The 23,952-nt window shown below is 32.6% G+C and carries 25 protein-coding genes; 22 read left to right on the plus strand and 3 right to left on the minus strand.

All coding sequences use genetic code 11. The features are described from left to right. The first annotated feature begins 80 nt into the window (after positions 1-80). The 10 genes from C4R78_RS05700 (at position 81) to C4R78_RS05745 (ending at position 11,579) form a co-directional block, all read left to right on the plus strand. On the plus strand, positions 81-836 hold the full coding sequence (locus tag C4R78_RS05700) for a hypothetical protein (RefSeq protein WP_103896120.1): 756 nt from the start codon (positions 81-83) through the stop codon (positions 834-836). Positions 837-898: 62 nt separating this feature from the next. After that, entirely contained in the window at positions 899-1,735 is an 837-nt protein-coding gene (locus C4R78_RS05705) for a hypothetical protein (protein WP_103896121.1), read from the plus strand. Positions 1,736-1,881: 146 nt separating this feature from the next. After that, complete coding sequence (locus C4R78_RS05710; protein WP_103896122.1) at positions 1,882-2,718, plus strand: ComEC/Rec2 family competence protein; 837 nt, start codon at positions 1,882-1,884, stop codon at positions 2,716-2,718. A 103-nt stretch (positions 2,719-2,821) separates the two neighbouring features. Further along, a complete protein-coding gene (tig, locus tag C4R78_RS05715; protein WP_103896123.1) occupies positions 2,822-4,117 on the plus strand; it encodes a trigger factor in 1,296 nt (431 codons plus the stop codon). A gap of 59 nt (positions 4,118-4,176) precedes the next feature. Next, positions 4,177-4,764 (plus strand): ATP-dependent Clp endopeptidase proteolytic subunit ClpP, encoded by a 588-nt coding sequence (gene clpP, locus C4R78_RS05720; protein WP_103896124.1) that lies wholly within the window; start codon positions 4,177-4,179, stop codon positions 4,762-4,764. A 15-nt stretch (positions 4,765-4,779) separates the two neighbouring features. Beyond that, a complete protein-coding gene (gene clpX / locus C4R78_RS05725; protein ID WP_103896125.1) occupies positions 4,780-6,069 on the plus strand; it encodes an ATP-dependent protease ATP-binding subunit ClpX in 1,290 nt (429 codons plus the stop codon). Between the two features lie 90 nt (positions 6,070-6,159). Beyond that, on the plus strand, positions 6,160-7,800 hold the full coding sequence (gene lonB, locus C4R78_RS05730; RefSeq protein WP_103896126.1) for an ATP-dependent protease LonB: 1,641 nt from the start codon (positions 6,160-6,162) through the stop codon (positions 7,798-7,800). A gap of 111 nt (positions 7,801-7,911) precedes the next feature. Beyond that, positions 7,912-10,242: an endopeptidase La gene (gene lon, locus C4R78_RS05735; protein ID WP_103896127.1), complete on the plus strand. Its 2,331-nt coding sequence runs from the start codon at positions 7,912-7,914 to the stop codon at positions 10,240-10,242. Beyond that, a complete protein-coding gene (yihA, locus tag C4R78_RS05740; protein WP_103896128.1) occupies positions 10,239-10,820 on the plus strand; it encodes a ribosome biogenesis GTP-binding protein YihA/YsxC in 582 nt (193 codons plus the stop codon). Before lon ends, yihA begins: the two co-directional genes overlap by 4 nt. A gap of 39 nt (positions 10,821-10,859) precedes the next feature. Continuing rightward, on the plus strand, positions 10,860-11,579 hold the full coding sequence (locus C4R78_RS05745) for a CPBP family intramembrane glutamic endopeptidase (RefSeq protein WP_159945841.1): 720 nt from the start codon (positions 10,860-10,862) through the stop codon (positions 11,577-11,579). Here C4R78_RS05745 and C4R78_RS05750 read toward each other — a convergent pair. From C4R78_RS05750 to C4R78_RS05760, 3 genes are all read right to left on the minus strand, one after another. Further along, on the minus strand, positions 11,569-11,811 hold the full coding sequence (locus C4R78_RS05750; protein WP_103896130.1) for a hypothetical protein: 243 nt from the start codon (positions 11,809-11,811) through the stop codon (positions 11,569-11,571). The genes C4R78_RS05745 and C4R78_RS05750 overlap by 11 nt on opposite strands. A gap of 77 nt (positions 11,812-11,888) precedes the next feature. After that, a complete protein-coding gene (locus tag C4R78_RS05755; RefSeq protein WP_103896131.1) occupies positions 11,889-12,080 on the minus strand; it encodes a hypothetical protein in 192 nt (63 codons plus the stop codon). Between the two features lie 29 nt (positions 12,081-12,109). Further along, on the minus strand, positions 12,110-12,382 hold the full coding sequence (locus tag C4R78_RS05760) for a hypothetical protein (RefSeq protein WP_103896132.1): 273 nt from the start codon (positions 12,380-12,382) through the stop codon (positions 12,110-12,112). A 171-nt stretch (positions 12,383-12,553) separates the two neighbouring features. Here C4R78_RS05760 and C4R78_RS05765 point away from each other — a divergent pair, with 171 nt between their 5' ends. From C4R78_RS05765 to citF, 12 genes are all read left to right on the plus strand, one after another. Beyond that, complete coding sequence (locus C4R78_RS05765; RefSeq protein WP_103896133.1) at positions 12,554-13,408, plus strand: sensor histidine kinase; 855 nt, start codon at positions 12,554-12,556, stop codon at positions 13,406-13,408. 9 nt (positions 13,409-13,417) lie between these two features. Next, the gene (locus C4R78_RS05770; protein ID WP_103896134.1) at positions 13,418-14,032 is read left to right on the plus strand and encodes a 4Fe-4S cluster-binding domain-containing protein; all 615 of its coding nucleotides are present in this window, start codon (positions 13,418-13,420) and stop codon (positions 14,030-14,032) included. Positions 14,033-14,217: 185 nt separating this feature from the next. Continuing rightward, positions 14,218-15,183 (plus strand): GntR family transcriptional regulator, encoded by a 966-nt coding sequence (locus C4R78_RS05775; protein WP_103896135.1) that lies wholly within the window; start codon positions 14,218-14,220, stop codon positions 15,181-15,183. A 14-nt stretch (positions 15,184-15,197) separates the two neighbouring features. Next, the gene (gene glmS, locus C4R78_RS05780; protein ID WP_103896136.1) at positions 15,198-15,611 is read left to right on the plus strand and encodes a methylaspartate mutase subunit S; all 414 of its coding nucleotides are present in this window, start codon (positions 15,198-15,200) and stop codon (positions 15,609-15,611) included. 8 nt (positions 15,612-15,619) lie between these two features. Then, a complete protein-coding gene (gene glmL / locus C4R78_RS05785; RefSeq protein ID WP_103896137.1) occupies positions 15,620-17,008 on the plus strand; it encodes a methylaspartate mutase accessory protein GlmL in 1,389 nt (462 codons plus the stop codon). A gap of 12 nt (positions 17,009-17,020) precedes the next feature. After that, on the plus strand, positions 17,021-18,472 hold the full coding sequence (locus C4R78_RS05790; protein WP_103896138.1) for a methylaspartate mutase subunit E: 1,452 nt from the start codon (positions 17,021-17,023) through the stop codon (positions 18,470-18,472). 26 nt (positions 18,473-18,498) lie between these two features. Then, on the plus strand, positions 18,499-19,764 hold the full coding sequence (locus C4R78_RS05795; protein WP_103896139.1) for a methylaspartate ammonia-lyase: 1,266 nt from the start codon (positions 18,499-18,501) through the stop codon (positions 19,762-19,764). A 46-nt stretch (positions 19,765-19,810) separates the two neighbouring features. Then, positions 19,811-20,653, plus strand: coding sequence for a fumarate hydratase (locus C4R78_RS05800; RefSeq protein ID WP_103896151.1), 843 nt, complete (start codon positions 19,811-19,813; stop codon positions 20,651-20,653). A 7-nt stretch (positions 20,654-20,660) separates the two neighbouring features. Further along, complete coding sequence (locus tag C4R78_RS05805; RefSeq protein WP_103896140.1) at positions 20,661-21,221, plus strand: Fe-S-containing hydro-lyase; 561 nt, start codon at positions 20,661-20,663, stop codon at positions 21,219-21,221. Between the two features lie 13 nt (positions 21,222-21,234). Continuing rightward, positions 21,235-21,498 carry a citrate lyase acyl carrier protein gene (citD, locus tag C4R78_RS05810; protein ID WP_103896141.1) on the plus strand — a complete coding sequence of 88 codons (264 nt, stop codon included), beginning with the start codon at positions 21,235-21,237 and terminating at the stop codon, positions 21,496-21,498. 32 nt (positions 21,499-21,530) lie between these two features. After that, positions 21,531-22,409 (plus strand): HpcH/HpaI aldolase/citrate lyase family protein, encoded by an 879-nt coding sequence (locus C4R78_RS05815; protein ID WP_103896152.1) that lies wholly within the window; start codon positions 21,531-21,533, stop codon positions 22,407-22,409. Positions 22,410-22,413: 4 nt separating this feature from the next. Continuing rightward, positions 22,414-23,952, plus strand: a complete 1,539-nt coding sequence (gene citF / locus C4R78_RS05820) for a citrate lyase subunit alpha (protein WP_103896142.1) — start codon at positions 22,414-22,416, stop codon at positions 23,950-23,952.

Genomic DNA, 23,952 nt, shown 5'->3' on the forward strand with positions numbered 1-23,952 from the left:
ATATTGGTGGTTTTTTATTTTATCTTTATTTTTTTTGCATGTTGGTTTATAATATATTAAGGCCTCGGGGAGGTGAAATTATGGGTAAACCAAGTATATTTAGCAGAGATTATGAAAAAATAATGCGAAGAAGAAGAATTAATATGATTTTGTTTATTTTGTTAATAATAAGCATAATCTATTTTTTTGGTGATAAATTTTTTAATATAAATTTTTTAAAAGGGATAAAGTTTGGAAATCAAAATGAAAAAAAATCTAGCAGTCTTGTAAAAAAGGATTTGAAAAATGATTATAAAACTGAAAATTCAGTTAATATAATTAAATACAAAAAAGAGGATGGAAGTTTTATACAAATTTATGTTGATAAAGATAAGATAGTAGATATTAAAGATCCATCAGGAAACACTAACTTTGATATATCCGATGATAAAACTTTTGTTGTGTTTGATGATATAAAATCTGGAAAAATAATTATGTTTGATACTGTGAATTTTACTGAGATATCAAAGGATTATTATAGGTCACCTAAATTAGGAAAGATTTTCTATAGAAAAGATATTTTAAAATCCAACCCCAATTATATTTGGGCTGCAAAACCTTATATCCTTTCTGATAAAAAAGTTATTTTTATTTCACAGCTTCCGTATTTTAAAAAGAATTCACAGCTTTATCTTTGGATTTTGGATTTAAAAACTAAAAATTCTAAAAGGATATCTTCTTTAAGTATTAAAGATGTAAATTCGGTGGAGTATATTCCTTATTCTGAAGGCTTGAAAATAAAAATTGAAAATAATATTTATGTTTTAAAAAAGGGCAGCTATAGATTAATTAAATGATTTCATTATCAAGCTGCCTTCTTTAACATATAATTATATTAAGCAATCTTTTTGGTGATCATATGTTAAGGTACCATAAAACAGATGATATAGAAAGAATTGTATCAATCAATTTGCTGGAGGAATATAAGAAAAACTATGATAATGTCCTTTTATCCTCAATAATAGCAGGTTTTCACAGAACATTTGGATTAAGGCATGAAGGAATAAGCATGGCTTTAGAGATAGTTGAAAGCATTAAAGATGATACGCCAAATCTTTTAGAGAGAAATCTTCTTGTATGGAATTTGTATGTTCTAGCTCAAGAATTTTTAGAAGAGGGTAATTTAGAAAAAGCAATGGGTTTTATAGAAAGAGCAGAAAAGAATTGGACTAGAGATGTTTTATTAGGTGATGAAATAGGGGTTTATCACGTATCTTGGATTGAACAATTTTGGTATTTGAAAAGCCAGATATATATGCTTTTATATGATGAAAAAAATTTTCAAAAGATGATAGATATGATTCTCTCAAGCAGATATAACCTTTTTAAAGAAGCAGAACAAGTTACAGGTGAAACTATAATTTATGATAGATGCACCTATAATGCCTTTGAAATTATGGCGATAGAATCTAGAAGAAAAAATATTTATAAATCTATTGACTTTCTAAAGCAGGCAATTCTAATAAAAGGTAATTTATATGTAAAGGAAGAAAAATATAATGTAAATCCATATAAATATTTTGATAGTCTCTTAAATTATTTTAACAGTCTTCAGGATAGGCCTTACGATAATTTAAAATATTTATATTGTGCAACTTGTAAGTTTTTTGACTGTGATGTTTGCAAAAGATTTGGAATAACTACGGATAAATTTAAAGCTTGTAGTATGTATGAAGTAAAAAAGGCAACCCCTTAAGAAACAATATGAGGTGAGGCGGCAGCACTTAGATTGGAACAAAACAGGAGGAGGGATTGCCTTTTTCCATCTCTTTAGCCCATTAGTTATTATAACCACATTGTTTAATGTTATACATGAGATAAAAAATTTTTGGAGGTTTTTTTATGAAAAAGTTTTTTTTAAGGGTTTTGATAATATTTTTAATTATTTTTAATTCAGCCTGTGGGTTAACTGAAAAGGATAATTTTAAAGGTAAACTTGCCTTTTTTGTAGTTGATGTAGGTCAAGGAGATTGTCTTTTGATAAAAACTCCAAACGATAGCTATGTTATGGTAGATGGTGGTTCACAAAATGAGGAAGATAAGTTAAAATACTTTTTAAGCCAGTATGATATTAAAAATATAGATTATGTCGTTGCAACTCATCCCCATGAGGATCATATTGGTAATTTAGATTATATTATAAAAAATTATAATGTGAAAAAAATATTTATGCCTAAAGTAACCACTAATACAAAATCCTTTGAAAACTTAATGGAAGCTATAAGAAAAAAGAAATTAAAAATAAGTGTTGCAAAAGCAGGGATTTCCTTTGAATTAGATGGAGTTTTATTTCAATTTTTAGCTCCAAACAGTCTAAGGTACGATGACTTAAATAATTATAGTGCTGTTTTAAAAGTAGTTTATAAAGATAATAGTATCCTACTTATGGGGGATGCAGAGAAGATATCTGAAAATGAGATTATAAAAAAATTTGATGTTAAGGCAGATATTTTAAAAGTAGGTCATCATGGAAGTGTATCTTCAACAGGAGAAAATTTTTTAAAAAGAGTAAGTCCAAAGTATGCTGTTGTATGCTGTGGGAAAAATAACGATTATGGACATCCCCATAGAGAAACTTTAGAGCTTTTAAGTAAATATAACGTAAAGGTAGTAAGAACAGATATAGATGGAACAGTGGTGTTTTTGCTTGACGGAGAAGAAATAGAAGTTTATAAATAATTATACTTGAATGTAAAAATATTGTATGTTATCATAATAATGCATATTTGTATATAAGTGAAGGATAAAAATAAAAATTGAATATAGAATGGAGGATTTTTCGATGAATACAAAGGTAGAAAGATTAGAAAACAATGTAGTTAAAATTGAAGTTACTGTTCCTGCAGACAAATTTAAGGAAGCTTTAAAAAAGTCCTATGAAAAGAATGCATCAAGATTTAATGTTCCAGGATTTAGAAAAGGCAAAGCGCCAATGGCTATAGTTGAAAGATACTACGGAGAAGGAGTCTTTTATGAGGATGCTATAAACTTTATAGTAGAAGAGACTTACCCAAAGGTAGTAGAAGAAAACGATATTCATCCTGTTGACTACCCAGAATTAGATATCATCCAAATTGGAAAAAATGTAGATTTCATTTATACTGCAAAGGTTATAGTAAAGCCTGAAGTTAAGCTTGGACAATACAAAGGACTTGAGGCTACAAAAATAAGCTACATGGTTACAGACGAAGATGTGGAAGCAGAATTAAACATGCTAAAGGAAAAAAATGCTAGAATCATAGTAAAAGAAGATGGAACAATAGAAAAAGGAGATATAGCTGTAATTGATTTTGAAGGATTTATAGACGGTAAGCCTTTTGAAGGTGGAAAGGCTGAAAATTATGAGTTAGTTATAGGCTCTTTAACATTTATTCCAGGATTTGAAGACCAATTAGTTGGTGCTAAAAAGGGAGATACAGTAGATGTAAATGTTACATTCCCAGAAGACTATCATGTTGAAAGCCTTAAAGGAAAGCCTGCATTATTTAAAGTAACAATAAAAGAAATAAAGACTAAGGAATATCCAGTTGTAGATGATGAATTTGCAAAGGATGTTTCAGAATTTGAAACACTAGAAGAACTAAAGGCAGATATAAGGAAAAAACTTCAAGAAGCAAATGAAAAAAGAGCAAAGATGGAACTTGAAGATCAGTTAGTTGGAAAGGTTGTTAACGCTTCAGAAGTTGATATTCCAGAAGTTATGATAAATCAAGAAATAGATTATATGATTAAAGATATGGATTATAGGTTAAGATATCAAGGATTAAATATAAATCAATATCTTGAAATGATGGGAATTACAATGGAAGATTTAAGAAGGGACTTTAAAGAAGTTGCAACAAATAGGGTAAAAACAAGCTTAGTTTTAGAAGCAATAGCTAAAGCTGAAGGTATAACAGCAACTGAAGAGGAAATCGAAAAGAGAGCAGAAGAAATTGCAAAGAGATATGGAGTAAAGGATATTGAAAGAATGAAAAAAGCAATAATTGAATCACAAAGAGCTTTAATTGCTGAAGAAATAGTTAATAATAAGGTTATTGATTTAATTGTTAATGAGAGCAAAATAATAATAGGCTAATAGGTTAAAGCAATTGCTTTTTAGCAATTGCTTTAACTTAAATTTAAGGAGGCGATAGAATGAGCTTAGTTCCTATAGTAATTGAACAAACTGCAAGAGGAGAAAGATCTTATGATATATATTCAAGGCTTTTAAAGGAAAGAATAATATTTCTTGGGGATGAGATAAACGATCAAACTGCAAATCTTGTTATAGCTCAGCTTTTATTCTTAGAGTCAGAAGATCCTGACAAGGATATTTATCTTTATATAAACAGCCCAGGAGGAGTAATATCAGCAGGTCTTGCAATTTATGATACAATGCAGTATATAAAACCTGATGTTTCAACTATATGCGTTGGTATGGCAGCTTCAATGGCAGCTGTTTTACTTGCAGCTGGTGCAAAAGGAAAGAGATTTGCTCTTCCAAATAGCGAAATAATGATACATCAGCCTCTTGGAGGAGCGAGAGGTCAAGCGTCAGATATTGCAATTCAAGCTGAACATATATTAAGGCTTAAGAGAAGATTAAATGAAATATTAAGTGAAAGAACAGGTCAGCCTATTGAAAAGATTGAAAGGGATACCGACAGGGATAATTTTATGACAGCTTTAGAAGCTAAAGAATATGGTCTTATAGATGATGTTATTACTAAAAAAATCAAATAAATGTGAGGTGTCATAATGGCAAAAATTGATGAAAAGAAACTAAAGTGTTCTTTTTGCGGTAAGTCACAAGACCAGGTAAAAAGGCTTATTGCTGGTCCTGGTGTTTATATATGTGATGAATGTGTAGAGCTTTGCTCTGAAATAATAACTGAGGAGCTTGAATACGAACAAGATTATGAAATGACTGACCTTCCAAAGCCTCATGAAATAAAAGAATATCTTGATCAATATGTTGTAGGTCAAGACGAGGCGAAAAAGGCTTTGGCAGTTGCTGTTTATAATCATTACAAAAGAATTAATGCACCAAAGAGTAAAAAAGATGATGTTGAACTTCAAAAGAGCAATATATTATTGTTAGGACCTACTGGATCTGGTAAGACGCTTCTTGCACAAACTTTAGCAAAGATGTTAAATGTTCCTTTTGCCATAGCAGATGCAACAACCCTTACAGAAGCAGGATATGTTGGTGAAGACGTTGAAAATATACTCTTAAGGCTTATTCAAAATGCTGATTATGATATAGAAAGGGCGGAAAAAGGAATTATTTATATTGATGAAATAGATAAAATAGCAAGAAAGTCAGAAAATCCTTCTATTACAAGGGATGTTTCAGGCGAAGGAGTTCAACAGGCTCTTTTAAAAATTCTTGAAGGAACTGTAGCAAATGTTCCGCCTCAAGGTGGAAGAAAACATCCTCATCAAGAGTTTTTACAAATAGATACAACTAATATACTTTTTATATGCGGAGGAGCTTTTGAAGGAATCGATAAGATAATAGAAAAAAGGCTCCACCAAAACTCTATAGGATTTGGAGCGGATATAAAGAGCAAGAAGGAAAGAAATGTTGGAGAAATATTAAAACATATTCTACCGGAGGATCTTTTAAAATTTGGAATGATACCAGAATTTATAGGTAGAGTTCCAATAGTAGTTACCCTAAATCAACTTGATAAAGAGGCTCTTATAAACATTCTTACAGAGCCTAAGAATGCCCTTGTAAAGCAGTATGCAAAGCTATTTGAAATGGATGGAGTAGAGTTAGAATTTGAAAAGGAAGCTTTAGAAGCCATTGCGGAAGAAGCTTTAAAGAGAAAAACAGGAGCAAGAGGTTTAAGGGCTATAATGGAAGAAATAATGTTAGATGTTATGTATGAAATACCTTCAAGGGAAGATGTAACAAAATGTATAATAACATATGATACTGTTGTAAATAAACAACCACCTAAGTTAATAGTTGGGGAATCTTTAAAGAAAAAATCTTCTGAAAGCAAAAAATCAAAGCTTAAAACCCAAAGCGTATCATGAGGCTTTTTAGCCTCATTTTTTATTTCCCTTCCCTGCATAATGGATTTAAAAAAGGAAATAATAAGTTTGAATAGAAAGGGAGGGGAAAATATGATTACAAGTCAATTCTTGGTTGTTTTAAACTTAATTTTTACAGCTATAGTTACTATATATTTTTATAATTTATTAAAAGGGCAGCAAAGTGCCAAGGTTTATATTGAAAGGGAAAGCAAAAAAGAGATTGAAAAGCTTAATAAAATGAGGTCGATAAGCCTTACTGAACCTCTTTCAGAAAAAACAAGGCCTTCCTCCTTTGACGAGATAATAGGCCAGGAAATGGGAATAAAAGCGTTAAAGGCGGCTCTTTGTGGTCCTAATCCTCAGCATGTTATAATATATGGCCCTCCGGGAGTTGGAAAAACAGCAGCTGCAAGATTAGTTTTAGAAGAAGCTAAGAAAAATCCTATGTCTCCGTTTAAAAGTGATGCTAAATTTATAGAAGTAGATGCTGCAACGGTAAGGTTTGATGAACGAGGAATTGCCGATCCTCTTATAGGTTCTGTGCATGACCCTATATACCAGGGGGCAGGACCTTTAGGAGTTGCAGGAATACCTCAACCAAAGCCTGGAGCTGTTACTAAGGCCCATGGAGGAATTTTATTTTTAGACGAGATTGGAGAGCTTCATCCTATTCAAATGAATAAGCTTTTAAAGGTTTTAGAGGATAGAAAGGTTTATCTAGATAGCGTATATTATTCTTCAGAGGATCCTAACATTCCAAGTCATATAAAGGACATATTTGAAAATGGACTTCCTGCAGATTTTAGACTTGTTGGAGCTACAACAAGAAACCCTGAAGAAATTCCACCGGCTATAAGATCAAGGTGCGTTGAAATATTTTTTAGGGCTTTAACTCCCGATGAGATAGAGATAATAGCTCAAAATGCAGCTAAAAAAGGCGGATTTACCATAGATGAAGAGGCTGTAAAGACTGTTGCTAAGTATGCAACAAATGGAAGAGAAGCTGTAAACATTGTTCAAATTGCTGGCGGTATTGCAATAAACGAAGGAAGGCGTAATATAACCGTAAAGGATGTTGAATATGTTATAGAAAGTGGACATTATAGCCCAAGGCCGGATAAGAAAATTGCGAAGGAACCTCAAGTAGGAGCTGTAAATGGATTAGCAGTTGTAGGAGCAAACTTAGGAATACTTTTAGAAGTTGAAGCAACAGCAATAGAAGTTGAAAAGGGAACAGGAAAGTTAACTATAACTGGAATAATTGATGAAGAAGAAACAGGAAGTTATGGTAAAAAATTAAGAAGGAAAAGTACATCAAAAGGTTCAGTTGAAAACGTATTAACGGTTTTAAGAAAGTATTTGGATATAGATACAAGAAATTATGACATACATGTAAATTTCCCTGGAGGAATGCCAATAGACGGTCCTTCAGCTGGAGTTACTATAACTACTGCTATTTATAGTGCTATAACTGGTATTCCTGTTAATAATGAAGTTGCAATGACGGGGGAAGTATCTATAAGAGGATATGTAAAACCAGTTGGAGGAATACTTGCCAAGATTGAAGCAGCCAAAAAAGCAGGAGTTAAAAAGGTTTTAATTCCAAAGGAGAATTATCAAGAAAACTTTAAGGATATGGATATAGAGATAATACCTGTAAGTAGAATTGAAGAGGTTTTATGTGAAGCCCTTGTGGATAAAAAGGTTTTGGTTAAAAAAAGTACAGCTTAATAGGCACCCTTTAGGGTGCCATTGTTATCTGTTGTTGTTGAAAATGTATGGATAATTAAGGTATAATATATAAGACTATGAAAGAAACTCTGATGAAAGGAGTTGAGATAGATGGAGGAAATTAAGGATAATATTCTGCCTCTTATAGCATTAAGGGGTGTTACTATATTCCCTCATATGGTACTACATTTTGATGTTGGGAGGCAAAAATCAATACTTGCCCTTGAAGAGGCAATGGTTAAAGATCAAATAATATTTTTAGTAACCCAAAAGGACCCTAAGGTTGAAGACCCTGATATAGATGATATGTATAAGATAGGAACTGTTTCTAAAATAAAACAGATTTTAAAGCTTCCTGGAGACAACATAAGGGTATTAGTTGAGGGGCTTCATAGAGCTGAAATAGAAGAGTTAGTTCAAAAAGAACCTCTTTTTAAGGCAAAGATAAATATTTTTAAAGAAGAGGTTATCGAAAAAACGGTTGAAGTTGAAGCCCTCATGAGACAGGTTATAAAGAATTTTGAAGAATATGTAGAGCAAAATAATGCCATACCTGATGAAATATTAAGTTCTGTTGAAGATATTGATGAACCAGGTAAACTTGCAGATATAATAACATCATACCTTGCTATAAAACAGGATAAAAGGCAGGAACTTTTAGAAGCCGTAGATCAAATTGAAAGGCTTAAAAAATTATTGGAAATTTTAGCAAGGGAAATAGATATATTAAAGATTGAAAAAAGGATTGGGATGAAGGTAAAAAGAAAGATTGACAAAATGCAAAAAGAATATTATTTAAGGGAACAGCTTAAGGTTATTCAAGAAGAATTAGGGGATAAGGATGGAATTCAAGAAGAAATAGAGGAATATAGGAAAAAGATAGAAAAAGCAAAGCTTCCAAAAGAAGCTAAGGAAAAAGCAAATTATGAATTAAAAAGGCTAGAAAGAATAGGGCCTCACTCCCCTGAAAGTGGAGTTATAAGAACTTACCTAGATTGGATAGTAGATCTTCCATGGTCAAAAGAAACAGAGGATACAGAAGATCTTGATAAGGTTAGAGAAGTTTTAGAAAGCGAGCATTATGGACTTGAAGAGGTTAAAGAAAGAATTCTTGAGTTTTTAGCTGTAAGAAAATTAAATAAAAGTATGAAAGGACCTATCCTTTGCCTTGTTGGACCACCTGGGGTTGGGAAGACTTCTATTGCAAGATCTATTGCTAATGCTTTAAATAGAAAATTTGTAAGGATTTCTTTAGGAGGAGTAAGGGACGAAGCTGAAATTAGAGGTCATAGAAGAACATATATAGGAGCAATTCCAGGAAGAATAATTTATGGGATGAAACAGGCAGGTTCTAAAAATCCAGTATTCCTTTTAGATGAAATAGATAAATTAAGCTCAGATTTTAGAGGAGATCCTGCAGATGCCCTTTTAGAGGTTTTAGATGCAGAACAAAACCATAGTTTTAGAGACCATTACCTTGAACTCCCATTTGATTTATCAAAGGTCTTATTTATAACCACAGCAAATACAATAGATACTATTCCAAGGCCTCTTCTTGATAGAATGGAAGTTATAGAAATATCAGGTTATACTGACGAGGAAAAGGTAAAAATTTGCAGCAGATATCTTCTACCAAGGCAGATAAAGGAGAACGGATTAAAGGAAGAAAATATTTTAATATCTGAAAGCGTTATAAAGGACATCATAAATCTTTATACAAGAGAATCCGGAGTAAGAAATCTTGAAAGAAAAATAGCATCTATTTGTAGAAAAGTTGCTATAGAAGTTGTTAAAAATCCTGACAAAAAGGTAAAAATTACATCACAAAATCTTAAAAAATATTTAGGAATTCCAAAGTTTAAGCAGGATGAAAGGATTAACAAAAATCAGGTTGGTGTTGCCATGGGACTTGCTTGGACTGCTTATGGAGGGGATACTTTACCGGTTGAAGTTATGCCTATGCCAGGAAAAGGAAATCTGGAGCTTACAGGCCAGTTAGGAGATGTTATGAAGGAATCTGCAAGGGCAGGATTTAGCTTTATAAGAGGTAATGCTGAGAAATTTGGGATAGATCCTAAGTTTTATGAAAATACCGATCTTCACATACATGTTCCTGAGGGAGCAGTTCCAAAGGATGGCCCTTCTGCTGGAATTACTATGGTTACAGCTATGGTTTCAGCCCTTTCTAAAAGGCCTGTAAGAAGCGATGTAGCTATGACAGGTGAAATAACCTTAACAGGAAGAGTTTTAGCAATAGGCGGGGTTAAGGAAAAATGTCTTGCAGCGTATAGGGCAGGTATTAAAAACGTAATACTTCCTATGGAAAACAAAAGCGATGTAGAAAAGGTTCCTGAAAATATAAGGAAGAAGATGAAATTTATTTTTGTTGAAAGGATTGAGGAAGTTTTGGAAAATGCTCTAGCAGAGGGGGATGCGGTATGAAGATAAGAAAGGCAGAGCTTGAAAAGGTTGCAGTATCACCTGATCAGTATCCAACTACAGGACGACCTGAAATTGCCCTTGCAGGTCGTTCAAACGTTGGTAAATCATCCCTTATAAATACCCTTGTAAATATAAGGGGACTTGCAAGAACTAGTAGCTCTCCAGGAAAAACAAGGACTATTAATTTTTATAACATAAATAATGATTTTTATCTTGTTGACCTCCCAGGATATGGATATGCAAAGGTTTCAAAGGAAGAAAGAAAGAAATGGGGAAAAATGATAGAAGAATATTTAAACAATAGAGAAGAATTAAAATTGATTGTTCTGCTAGTGGATTCAAGGCATCAACCAACAGAAGATGATAAACTTATGTTAAATTATATAAGGCATAGCGGTAAAAAGCTGGTTGTAGTTGCAACAAAAATTGATAAGTTATCAAATAATGAACTTTTTAAGAATATAAATATGATAAAAAAAGAACTTAATTTGACTGAAGAGGATATTTTTATACCATTTTCTTCAGTAAAAAGAACAGGAAGAGATAAACTTTTAAAGGTTATAGAAGAAAATATATAAGGCATGCTTTTTAGCATGCCTTATTTAAGGAGAGGTTTTATGCAAAGATTTGCTGATGTTATAAAATTTTTATCTGTTTTATTGCTTTTGGCACTTCCACCTTGGTTTAGTTTGGTAAAAAGAATTCGAAATAGAAAAAAAAGAAGGTTTTTATGGACCTTTGTTTTTATTCCTTATATTATATCTACAATATACACTCAAAATGTTTTGCCCTTTTTTGCTGTGTTGATTACCCTTTATTTTATTAAAAATCAAAGGGATGAAGAGGAGCTTTTTTATTTAAGGTCTATAAAAGGGCAGATTTTATACTTGATAGTTTTAAATATTATATTTAGGTTAGTAGTTACCCTTTTAAGTGGAATTTATGCAAATATATTAATTAAACTTGGATTTAAACTTCAGATGCAGGATGTTATGAAACTTTTTATTGAAAAGCCTTGGAAGGAAGTTATATATCTTTCTATTATGACAATTGTTTTTGCCCCTATTCTTGAGGAATTTATATTTAGGCATATATTGTATAGGTATTTTTCGAAGGTTAATAAAATGTTTTCTGCTATACTTACAAGCTTTCTTTTTATGCTTTTGCATTATAATTTAGCAGGTTCGTTATCTTTTTTTATGTTCGGACTTTTCAATTGTTATCTTTATGATAAATTTGGATATAAGGCCGCAGTTTTTAATCACTTTTTGTTTAATTTTACTTCTGTTGTGTTGATTTTAATATTTAAGTATTACAATATTCCTATTACAACTTAATTCCTCCGCTTAAAACGGTGATAAATATGTCAACAATTCTACATTTATCTTCAGGCAAAAATTCCTTAAGGGCATATAATACTTCTATTCTTTTATCTTTTTTATTTAGTTTGGAATTAAACATTGCCATCATGTTTTGAATTTTTTCTATGTCTATATTTTTTAAAACTTCATTAATATCTATATCTTCTGGAATAAAATTTGGAATTTCATCTCTTTTTTTGTCGGACATAATATTCCTCCTTTAAATTGATTTTATGGACATGGCAATGCCATCAAAATTTGATGGTATTGCCATGTCCATAACTTTTAGCAACATCTCTTAAGTCCGCAGCAGCCACAAATCACAAGATAAAGTGCTACTATAAACAATACGCTGTCGTCTAAAAGTTGCATTCCATCATGATGGTCTCTTCCTTCCTTTTTGCCAAATTGTAAAACAATTAAGAGTAAAGCAAGCAAGCTGTTAAAATCTGGTCTTTTTTCACACTTCTTTGACATATTAACACCTCCATATATATTAATTAATTTTAATCACACTTATCCTTGTCGTCTTTTCCAAGAAGTAGGATTAAAAGTATTAAAAGTACTATGAAGAAAGTATCATCTTTTTTGCAGCATGAGTCGTAGCATTTATGGTGTTTGTGTTTGTGTTTGTGTTTGTGGCAGCAGCATCCAAAGCCTAAGAAGTCTTGATCCTTTCCAAAGAAGAATATTATAGCAAGTATTAAAAGTGTAGTTAAAAGATTATCATCATGTCTTCTATCAAAGTTTAAAGTTGACATCATAGTTCCTACATCCATTTACTCACCCTCGCTTTATCATGTTTCTAATATAGCCTATGCAAAATATATAAAAAGGGTTACAGATAATTTTTAAGATAAAATTTTAACAGTTGTTTTTGAAAAAAAGGAATTTTTAATTTTTTGTAGAATAATATAATTGTGTGAAAAAATTAATTAAGGTGATGTAGCATGGAAGATCTAAATCGAAGGTGTTTTTGTGGAAATTTAACAAAAAATGAATGTTTAAAAGAAACATGTCCCTATGAACTTTTGGAAAATTTCAATAGTATATGTCATGATCTTAAAAATCCTTTAAATATAATATTAAGCTGTATCCAAATATTAGAAATATATGAGTCTTCAGGTAAGATATATCATCAAAAAGGGCTTTTAAAAAAATATTTAAATATGTTAAAGCAAAATAGTTTTAGACTTATAAGGCTTGTAAATAATATTTTAGATGTTACAAAGATAGAATCAAATCTTTTTAGCATAAAACTTACAAATCAAGATATGGTAAGGCTCCTTGAAAATATCACAAGTTCAGTTTCAGAATATGCTATCTCAAAGGGGATTAGTGTCTCTTTTAGCTCCAACGTATCAGAAAAAATTTTAGCTGTTGACCCTGATAAAGTAGAAAGGATAATGTTAAATCTAATTTCAAATGCTATTAAATTTACTCCAGTTGGAGGGAATATAAAAATAAGTTTTGAAGATTTAAATGATAAGGTTTTAATATTGGTGCAGGATAATGGAATAGGAATGACAAAGGAAGAGGTTAAGGATGTATTTAATAAATATAAGCAAATGAAAAGAAATTATAAGGAAAATGAAGGAACTGGTTTAGGTTTATCCCTTGTAAAAAAATTAGTTGAACTTCATCATGGAAAAATCTGGGTTGAAAGTAAAAAGGGAAAGGGAACAAAATTTTATTTAGAGTTTCCTGTGAGATTGGTTAAAGAGGAAGGAATAAGAGAGCAAAATATTAACAGTTTAGTTGAAAAAATAAACATAGAGTTTTCGGATGTATATCAAATATTTTAGGAGGTTTGTGTGAAGGGTATAAGGGCAGTTGTTACATACCATTGTAACTTTATGTGTTCTAGTTGTAGATATAAATGTGCTCCTTTTAAAAGGGGTATTATGAATCCTTTACATTTGAGGATTGAAGTTTTAAAGGCAATAGAGGAAGGATTTAATGACTACTTAATAATTGAGGGTGGGGAAGTATTTTTAAATGCAGAGGTTATTTATAAATATTTAAAAAAACTTAAGGATGTCAATATTAAAAAGTATGTTGTAACAAACGGATATTGGGGAAACTTTGATATATACAATAGAATACTTTACGATTTAAGAAAACTTAATTTATCTGGTGTAATTATTGAATATGATTATTTTCACTCCTTTTTTGTTGATATTAAAACTGTAAAGGAAGCAGCAAAAAAAGTTTTAAACAATAATTTAGATCTTATAATTAGAGCAAATATATGTACCAAAGATTTATCAAGTCCAGAGGATATAAAAACTATTGAGGATATAAAGCTTATAAAAGATGGTGTGCATTGTAAGGTAATATTTGAAGGAATAAAGGATTTTGGAATAAAGGAAATATTAAACAAAAGATGGCAAAAGGATGAAAAGATTATATTATATAAGCAGCGCTAATTTAGCGCTGAATTTTTTTGTAATTGCAAGAATAATTGCAAATAATACAGAAAAATTTCAATAAAGCTTTTTAATCTAAAAATTTCAAAAAATATAAGGAATATCTTATTAACGTTTTATATTTTATTATGATAAAATAATAATTGGATTGAGCCAATTTTCAAAATGGATCAAGAGGTGGCAAAATGAACATTACAATAGACAAAAAAAGCAACGTTCCACTATATATACAAGTTAAAAATCAAATAATGGAGGAAATTAAAAAAGGAAATTTAAAAATAGGAGATAAGTTGCCAACAGAAAGGGAACTTGCAAGGCTTTTGAATACAAGCAGAAATACTATAAGCTCAGCCTATAATCTTTTAGAAAAGGAAGGAGTACTTGTATCTTATCAAGGAAGGGGTACTTTTGTAGCAGAAGAAGGAATAACTTGGAAGCATCAGAATATAAAGGAAAAACTTTTAAGAATTATAGATCTTGGGCTTGAAGAGGCTTTAGAACTTGGATTAAGCCCAAGGGAATTTTTAGCTTTAGTTCAACAAAGGATTAGTGAAAAGGAAGAGATTTTACAAAGCATTAATGCAGTATTTGTTGAATGCAATATAGAACAAGCAAAAGAATTTGCAAAGGAATTATCTTTTTATACAAAAATGAATGTAAGTCCTCTTACTATATCTGACCTTAAGGAAAGGGATGAAAAAACACTAAAGGCTTTAAAGGATGCACATCTTATTATTGCAACTTTTAATCATGTCAACGAGGTAAAGACTTTAACATCGGATCTTAAAAAGGAAGTATTAGGAGTTGCAATAAATCCCTGCCTTGAGGCCATTGTAAGGATTGCACGATATCCAAAGGGGACAAGGTTTGGACTTTTATGCCTTTCTGAGGAATTTGCTTTTAAGGTAAAAACTGCGCTTAATTCTGCAGGGCTTGATTTAGTGGATATTCGTGCATCTGTTAGCAAAAAGGCAGAGGAAGTTAAGGACATAATAGACACATCAGATGTTATAATAGTTTCCCCAGGAAGGCGTCAAGAGGTTTTAAAAATTGCAAAGGGAAAAGAAGTAATAAATTTTGATTATTCTCTTGATAAGGGGTCTGTAAAGGCTATTATGTCAAAGATTATAGAATATAAAAACATAATTTAATAAGGAGGATAATTATGGGAAAGACTGTAGTTTTAGGTGTTATTGGTGCTGACTGCCATGCTGTAGGAAATAAAATACTTGAAAGGGCTTTTACTGATGCAGGATTTAATGTTGTAAATATAGGAGTTATGTGTTCTCAAGAAGAATTCATTAATGCTGCAATTGAAACAAATGCAGATGCAATATTAGTTTCATCCTTATATGGACATGGTGAGATAGACTGTAGAGGTTTAAGGGAAAAGTGTGATGAGGCAGGACTAAAAAATATACTTCTTTATGCAGGGGGAAATCTTGTTGTAGGAAAGCAAGAATGGAGTGAAGTTGAAAAAAGATTTAAAGAAATGGGATTTAATAGGGTTTATCCACCTGGAACATCTCCAGAGGTTGGAATTAAAGATCTTAAACATGATTTAGGAATAGAGGATTAGGTGATGTTATGGATGCAGCGCTTTTAATAGATTTTGGAAGCACATATACAAAGCTTACGGCGGTAGATCTAGAAAATGAGGAAATTCTTGCGACAGCAAAGGACCTTACGACGGTTAATACAGATATAATGATAGGTTTTAATAAAGCTTTTGAGAAATTAAAGGAAAAAATAGATATATCTAAAGTTAATTTTGTAGAAAAATTGGCATGCTCATCTGCAGCAGGTGGACTTAAAATGATCGCAATTGGCCTTGTGCCAGAACTTACAGCGGAGGCTGCCAAGAGGGCTGCCCTTGGAGCAGGGGCTAGGATACTTGGAGTTTACAGTTATGAACTTACAAAGCATGAAATAGAAGAAATTATAGAAAAAAAGCCAGATATCATACTTCTTGCAGGTGGAACAGATGGGGGAAACAAGGATTGTATTCTTCATAATACAAAACTTATTGCAGAATATATTCATGATGTTCCTGTAGTGGTAGCAGGAAACAAGAATGCTCAGGATGAGATAGATGCTATTTTTAATGATGCCCATATTTATCATAAAATAACAGAGAATGTAATGCCAAGGCTTAATCAAATAAATGTGGAGCCTGCAAGAAAGGTTATAAGAGAAATATTTATGGAAAAAATAGTTGAAGCAAAGGGTATGAAAAAAGCTGAGGAATTTATAGGTGGAATATTAATGCCAACTCCTGCGGCTGTTTTAAAGGCGGCAAGGATTTTGGCGGATGGAACGGATAAGGAAGAGGGTATAGGTGAACTTGTTGTTGTTGATATTGGTGGTGCTACAACGGATGTTCATTCTATTGCAAGCGGTGAGCCCTCAAAGGCAGGGGTTACCTTAAGAGGTCTTCAAGAGCCCTATGCTAAAAGAACCGTTGAGGGAGATTTAGGAATGAGGGTAAGTGCTATGTCCCTTTTTGAAGCTGCAGGAACAAGGAAGATAAAAAAATTTATTCCAGATACTAAGTATGATATAGAACAAAGGTGTAAATTTTTACAGCAGAATGTAAATTTTGTTCCTGAAAAACAAGAGGATATTGATTTTGATGAGGCTTTGGCTATGGTTGCAACAGATATGGCAATGGAAAGACATGTAGGTTTTATAGAAAGTGTATATACTCCAATGGGTATTATTTATTCTCAAGTTGGAAAAGATTTACTAAATGTAAAGTATTTAATAGGAACTGGTGGTGTTATAGTACACAGCAAAAATCCTAAGAAAATACTTTCTGCAGGAAAGTTTAATTCAGAAACTCCAAATTATTTAAAACCTATGGATCCTGAGATTTTAGTTGATAAAGAGTATATAATGTCTGCAATGGGGCTTTTGGCGGAAAAATATCCTGATAAGGCTGTAAGAATAATGAAAAAATATATAGTTAAAGCTTGAGGAGGTTAAATTATGGAGCTTAAAAATAAAAAATGGACAGAAGAAGAATTTTTTAAGGTAAGACAAGAGGTATTAAATCAGTGGCCTACAGGAAAGGATGTAGATTTAGAAGAAGCAGCAGAATATTTAAGAAAAGTTCCTGAACATAAAAGTTTCCCTGCAAAACTTAAAAAGGCTAAAGAAGAAGGAATAACATTAGCACAGCCAAGGGCAGGAGTTGCTTTGATTGAGGATCATATAAACCTTTTAAGATATTTACAGGATGTAGGAGAAGCGGATCTTTTGCCATCAACGATAGATAGTTATACAAGACAAAATAGATATAACGAATGTGAAATTGGTCTTGAAGAAAGTAGAAAAGCAGGACGTTCTATGCTCAATGGTTTCCCAGCAGTAAACCATGGTGTTGAAGGTTGTAGAAGGGTATTTGAAGCGGTTGACCTTCCACTTCAAGCAAGACATGGAACTCCTGATGCAAGGCTTTTATCAGAAATAATTCATGCTGCAGGTTGGACTTCAAATGAAGGTGGAGCGATATCATATAATATTCCATATGCAAAAAGCGTAAGTCTTGAAAAGTCAATACTAGATTGGCAATACTGTGATAGGTTAGTTGGGCTTTATGAGGAAATGGGAATATCATTAAATAGAGAGCCTTTTGGACCTTTAACAGGAACTTTAGTTCCACCAAGCATTTCCAATGCAGTTGCTATAATAGAAGGGCTTCTTGCAGCGGAACAGGGCGTTAGAAATATTACATTAGGTTATGGTCAGTGTGGTAATTTAATTCAAGACGTTGCAGCTATGAAGGCTTTAGAGGAGCAGGCAGAGGAATATTTTAAAACTTTTGGATATGATGTTTACCTTACAACAGTGTTCCATCAATGGATGGGAGGATTCCCACAGGATGAAGCAAAGGCTTTTGGTGTTATTTCATGGGGTTCAGCAACAGCTGCTCTTGCTGGAGCTACAAAGGTTATAGTAAAAACTCCTCATGAGGCTGTTGGAATTCCAACAAAGGAAGCAAATGCTCAAGGAATAAAGGCAACAAAACAGACATTGAATCTTTTAAGAGGTCAAAGACTTCCAATGTCAAAGGAATTGGAAGAAGAAATAAAACTTATAAAGATGGAAACAAAGTGTATATTAGATAAGGTATTTGAGGTTGGAAAAGGAGATCTTGCAGTTGGAGTTGTAAAGGCGTTTGAAATGGGAATTTTAGATATACCATTTGCACCAAGTAAATATAATGCAGGTAAAGTTCTTCCAGCGAGGGATAACAATGGAGCAGTTAGAATATTGGAATTTGGAAATATACCATTTACAAAGGAAATAAAAGATTTCCACAGAAGTCTTTTAGAGGAAAGAGCAAGGTATGAAAAAAGAGAAGTAGGTTTCCAAATGGTTGTAGATGATATTTATGCTGTAGGAAAAGGATTCTTGGTTGGAAGACCAAATATGTAAATTAAAGGAGAAAGGTTGGAGGTATTATGAAGATAGTTGATGTTTTAATGTCAGCAGGAAGAACAGGATTTTTCTTTGATGACCAAAGGGCAATTAAAAAAGGGGCTCCCCATGATGGTTTTGTGTATATAGGTGAGCCAGTAACAGAAGGATTTAAAACCATAAGAATGGCAGGAGAGTCTATTTCAGTTATGCTTATTTTGGAGGATGGACAGGTTGCTTATGGAGATTGTGCGGCTGTTCAATATTCAGGAGCAGGAGGAAGAGATCCTTTATTTTTAGCTGAGGAGTTTATACCTGTTATAGAAAAACATATAGTTCCAAAGCTTAAAGGAAGAGAAATAACTACATTTAAAGAAATGGCTGAGGAAATTGATAAATTAGAAGTTGATGGGAAAAGACTTCATACAGCTATAAGATATGGTGTAACTCAAGCTATATTAGATGCTGTAGCTAAGGCAAGAAAAATTACAATGGCAGAGGTTATAAAGGAAGAATATAAAACAGGAGTTGAATTTAGGAAGATACCTATATTCACACAATCTGGGGATGACAGATACATAAATGTGGACAAAATGATTTTAAAGGGTGCTGATGTTCTTCCCCACGGACTTATAAACAATGTAAAAGAAAAGCTTGGAGAAAATGGAGAAATCTTAAAAGAATATGTAGCATGGTTAAGGGATAGAATCTTAAAGTTAAGAACAAGAGAAGATTACAATCCTGTTTTACACATAGATGTCTATGGAACTATAGGAATTGCTTTTAATATGGATTATGAAAAAATGGCAAATTATTTAGGAGAGCTTGAAGCTATAGCAAAGCCATTTAAACTTAGAATAGAAGGTCCTATGGATGTTGAAAACAGAGAAGGGCAGCTTGAAGCTTTAAAGAGACTTAGAAATCTTTTAAAACAAAAGGGCATAGGAGTAGAAATAGTTGCTGATGAATGGTGCAATACTTGGGAGGATATAAAGCTTTTTGTAGATGAAGGCGCTGCAGATATGATTCAGATAAAAACTCCTGACCTTGGAGGAATAAATAATGTTGTTGAAGCAATTCTTTACTGCAAAAAGCATGGAGTAGGTGCATATTGTGGTGGAACATGCAATGAAACAGATAGATCAGCGCAGGTTTTAACTAATGTTGCTATAGCATGTGATGCAGATCAGTGCCTTGCAAAGCCAGGAATGGGTGTTGATGAAGGATTTATGATAGTTTACAATGAAATGCAAAGAGTTTTAACTTTATATAAAAACAGAGAAAGAATAAACAATGCTATAAAAAGATAGGCATGCAGGCATCTGCATGCCTTTTTATGGAAAGGAAGGTGAATTTATGAGAACTATTCATATTGATGAAATTGTAAAAGTTGTAAGAGATTTATGTATAGAAGCAAACTATTATTTAAATGAAGATATAAAAAATGCTTTTTTAAAATATAAAGAGGAAGAAAATTTTAAACTTGCAAAGGATATAATAGATATTTTGATAAAAAATGCTGAAATTGCAAAAAATGAAAATATGCCTATGTGTCAGGATACAGGAATGGCAGTAATTTTTGTTGAAATAGGTCAAGATGTTCATATAGTTGGAGGAAGTTTAAAGGAAGCTATAAATGAAGGTGTAAGAAGGGGTTACATAGAAGGCTATCTTAGAAAGTCTGTTGTTAATGATCCTATAGAGAGAATAAATACAAAGGATAATACTCCTGCTATAATTTATACTGATATTGTTGAAGGGGATAAGCTAAAAATAACTGTCGTTCCAAAGGGATTTGGAAGTGAAAACATGAGTCAGTTAAAAATGTTAAGGCCAGCTGACGGAGTGGAGGGAATAAAGGATTTTGTTTTGAATGTTGTTAAAGAGGCAGGGCCCAATCCTTGTCCACCTATTGTAGTTGGAGTTGGAATTGGTGGAACTTTTGAATATTGTGCTTATCTTGCTAAGAAGGCACTTTTAAGGCCTATTGATAAAAGAAATGAAAATCCATTTTATGCAAAGTTAGAAGAAGAACTATTAAATGCTATAAACAGCCTTGGAATAGGACCTCAAGGATTTGGAGGAAAAACTACAGCTCTTGCTGTAAATATAGAGGCCTATGCAACTCATATAGCAGGGCTTCCTGTTGCAGTTAATATAAGTTGTCATGCTACAAGACATGCAGAGAAGGTTTTATAGGGGGGATATGATGATAAGAATTACAACTCCACTTACAAATGATGTTATAAAAAGCTTAAAAGCAGGAGATAGTGTTTTGTTGACAGGGTATGTTTATACGGCAAGGGATGCTGCCCATAAAAGACTTGTTGAACTTATAAAAGAAGGAAAGGAATTGCCCTTTGATATAAAGGGGCAAATAATTTATTATGTAGGTCCAACCCCAGCTAAGGAGGGACAGCCAATAGGTTCTGCTGGTCCTACGACAAGTTATAGAATGGATCCTTATACTCCTTTGCTTCTTGAAAAGGGATTAAAGGGAATGATAGGAAAAGGAAAAAGAAGCAAGGAAGTTATAGATTCCATAAAGAAAAATTCGTGTATTTATTTTGCAGCAATAGGTGGGGCTGCAGCCCTTACTGCAAAATGTGTAAAATCATCAGAGCTTATAGCCTATGAGGATTTAGGAGCAGAAGCTATAAGAAGGCTTTATGTTGAAGATTTGCCTTTAGTCGTTGTTGTAGATAGTAACGGTAATAATTATTATGAGATAGGGCAAAGGGAGTATTTAAGTTTATGTGATAAATAAAAGGAGGTGTATTATGAAAATAGTAAGGCCTGCAAAGGCAGGGACTATGGAGTCGAATGATATTTATATAATGGTTTATCCTAATGAAAATGGAAACGAAATTCAGCTTGATAGTATAGTTTTAAAACAATTTGGAAATCAGATAAAAAAGGTTATAATGGATACTTTAAACGAACTTGAGGTTGAAAATGCTTTAGTTGTTGCAAAGGATAGGGGGGCTTTAGATTATACTATAAAAGCAAGGGTTGAGACGGCTATAAAAAGAGCCTGTGAATAATTTAAAAAGTTAAGCGATGGGCACTTTTGGAGGTGTTACCTTTGAGAAGAAGCATGCTTTTTATTCCAGGAAATAATCCTTCTATGATTCAAAATTCTCCTTTTCTTGGTGCAGATAGTATTATTTTAGACCTTGAGGATGCAGTAAGTCTAGATGAAAAGGATTCAGCAAGATGTTTAGTTAGAAATGCCCTTTTAAGCTTAGATTTTAATGGTTGTGAAAAGGTTGTAAGAATTAACTCTATATCTTCTGGATTTGGATATGATGATATTGATGCAATAGCAAGGATTAAGCCTGATGCTTTTTTGATTCCAAAGGCTACAGAGGATGATATAGAGGAGATAGATTCATTAATTTCTACTATAGAAAGGGAGGAAGGTTTTAAACTTGGATGTATAAAGTTAATTCCTCTTATTGAAACTGCCTTTGGAGTTGAAGATGTTTTTAATATTATAAAATCTTCTAAAAGGATTGTTGCAGTGCTTCTTGGAGCAGAAGATTTGACCGCTGATATGGGTATAAAAAGGACAAAAGAAGGAGAAGAAATATTTTATGCAAGAAGCAGAATAGCATCTGTTTGTGCGGCGCTGAAGGTTGATGCAATAGATACTCCTTTTACAGATGTTAATGATTTTGAAGGATTAAGAAAGGATGCGGAGAAGGCAAAACTTATTGGAATGTCTGGAAAGGCAGCAATAAATCCAAGACAAATAGATGTAATTAATGAAGTTTTTTCACCAAGCTTTGATGATATTAATTGGGCAAAAAGGGTTATTGAAGCCTATGAAAAGGCTAAGATGGAAGGTAAAGGAGTATTTGCACTGGATGGAAAGATGGTAGATGCACCAATACTTTTAAGAGCAAAAAATATAATAGAAAAGGCAAAAGCAATAGGCCTTATAAAGGGGTGATAAAATGATTAATGCAGTTAAAAGAGAAATTCCTGAATTTATAGAAGGTTATGGCAAAGTTAAACCCTTTATGGGAGCTTATGCTAATATAGGCGATGTTGTAAAAACTTCCGTAAAAATAAAAAGCGTAAAACCCAATGATAAAAAAGTTCTTCCATCAATAAAGGATGCACTTTTAAAGTGTGGAATAAAGGATGGAATGACTATATCATTTCACCATCACCTAAGAAATGGTGATTATGTATTAAACATGGTTTTAGATGAAATAGCAAAGCTTGGAATTAAAAATTTGACTGTTGCAGCAAGTTCTATTTTCCCATGTCATGCTCCTTTAGTTGAGCATATTAAAAATGGAGTTGTAACAAAAATTTATGCTAATTATATGTCTGGACCTGTTGCTGAGGCTGTTTCAAAGGGACTTTTAAAATATCCTGCTATTATGCATACCCATGGCGGAAGAGCAAGAGCTATTGAAAGTGGAGATCTACATATAGATATTGCTTTTATAGCAGCTCCAACTTGTGATACTTATGGAAATATAAATGGAGTTGAAGGAAAATCTGCCTGCGGAAGTTTAGGATATGCTATACCTGATGCCATGTATGCAGAAAAGGTAGTTGCAATAACTGATAACCTTGTTGATTATCCTGCTTGTCCTATTGAAATAAGCCAGGAATATGTTGATTATGTTGTTGTAGTTGATGAAATAGGGGATCCTAAAGGTATAGTTTCAGGAACTACAAGGATAACTAGGGATCCTATAGGTCTTAGGATTGCAAAGCTTGCTGCACAGCTTATTGATGAAGTAGGACTTTTGAAGGATGGTTTTTCTTTTCAAACTGGAGCTGGAGGAACATCCCTTGCAGTTGCAGCTTTTGTAAAGGATATAATGAAGAAAAAAAATATAAAAGGAAGTTTTGCAGCAGGAGGAATTACAGGATATATAGTTGATATGTTTGAAGAAGGGCTGTTTAAAGCCTTGTTTGATGTTCAATGTTTTGATTTAAAGGCAGTTGAATCTTATAAAAACAATAAGGCTCATCAAGGAATGTCTGCATCAATGTATGGAAATCCTCATAACAAAGGAGCGGTTGTGAATAACCTTGATGTTATGATATTAGGAGCAACCGAGGTAGATATTGATTTCAACGTTAATGTTACAACAGGTTCAAATGGAATAATAATTGGAGGTTCAGGTGGACATTCAGACACTGCCGCAGGAGCAAAGCTTGCTATAGTTGTAACCCAGCTTACAAAGGCAAGGCTCCCTATTATAGTAGATAGAGTAACAACAGTTACAACCCCAGGTGAGACTATAGATGCAGTTGTTACTGAAAGGGGTATAGCAATAAATCCAAGAAGACAAGACCTTTTAGAAAAGCTTAAGGATTCTAATTTACCTATATTTACTATAGAAGAACTAAAGAATATGGCAGAAAAGCTAACAGGGGTTCCTGAGAAAATAGAATTTGAAGATAGAATAGTTGCTGTAGTTGAGTATAGAGATGGAACAGTTATAGATGTTGTAAGGCAGGTTAGGTGA

Origin of the sequence: Caloramator fervidus, assembly GCF_900108045.1 — a bacterium.
Taxonomy (GTDB): domain Bacteria; phylum Bacillota; class Clostridia; order Clostridiales; family Caloramatoraceae; genus Caloramator; species Caloramator fervidus.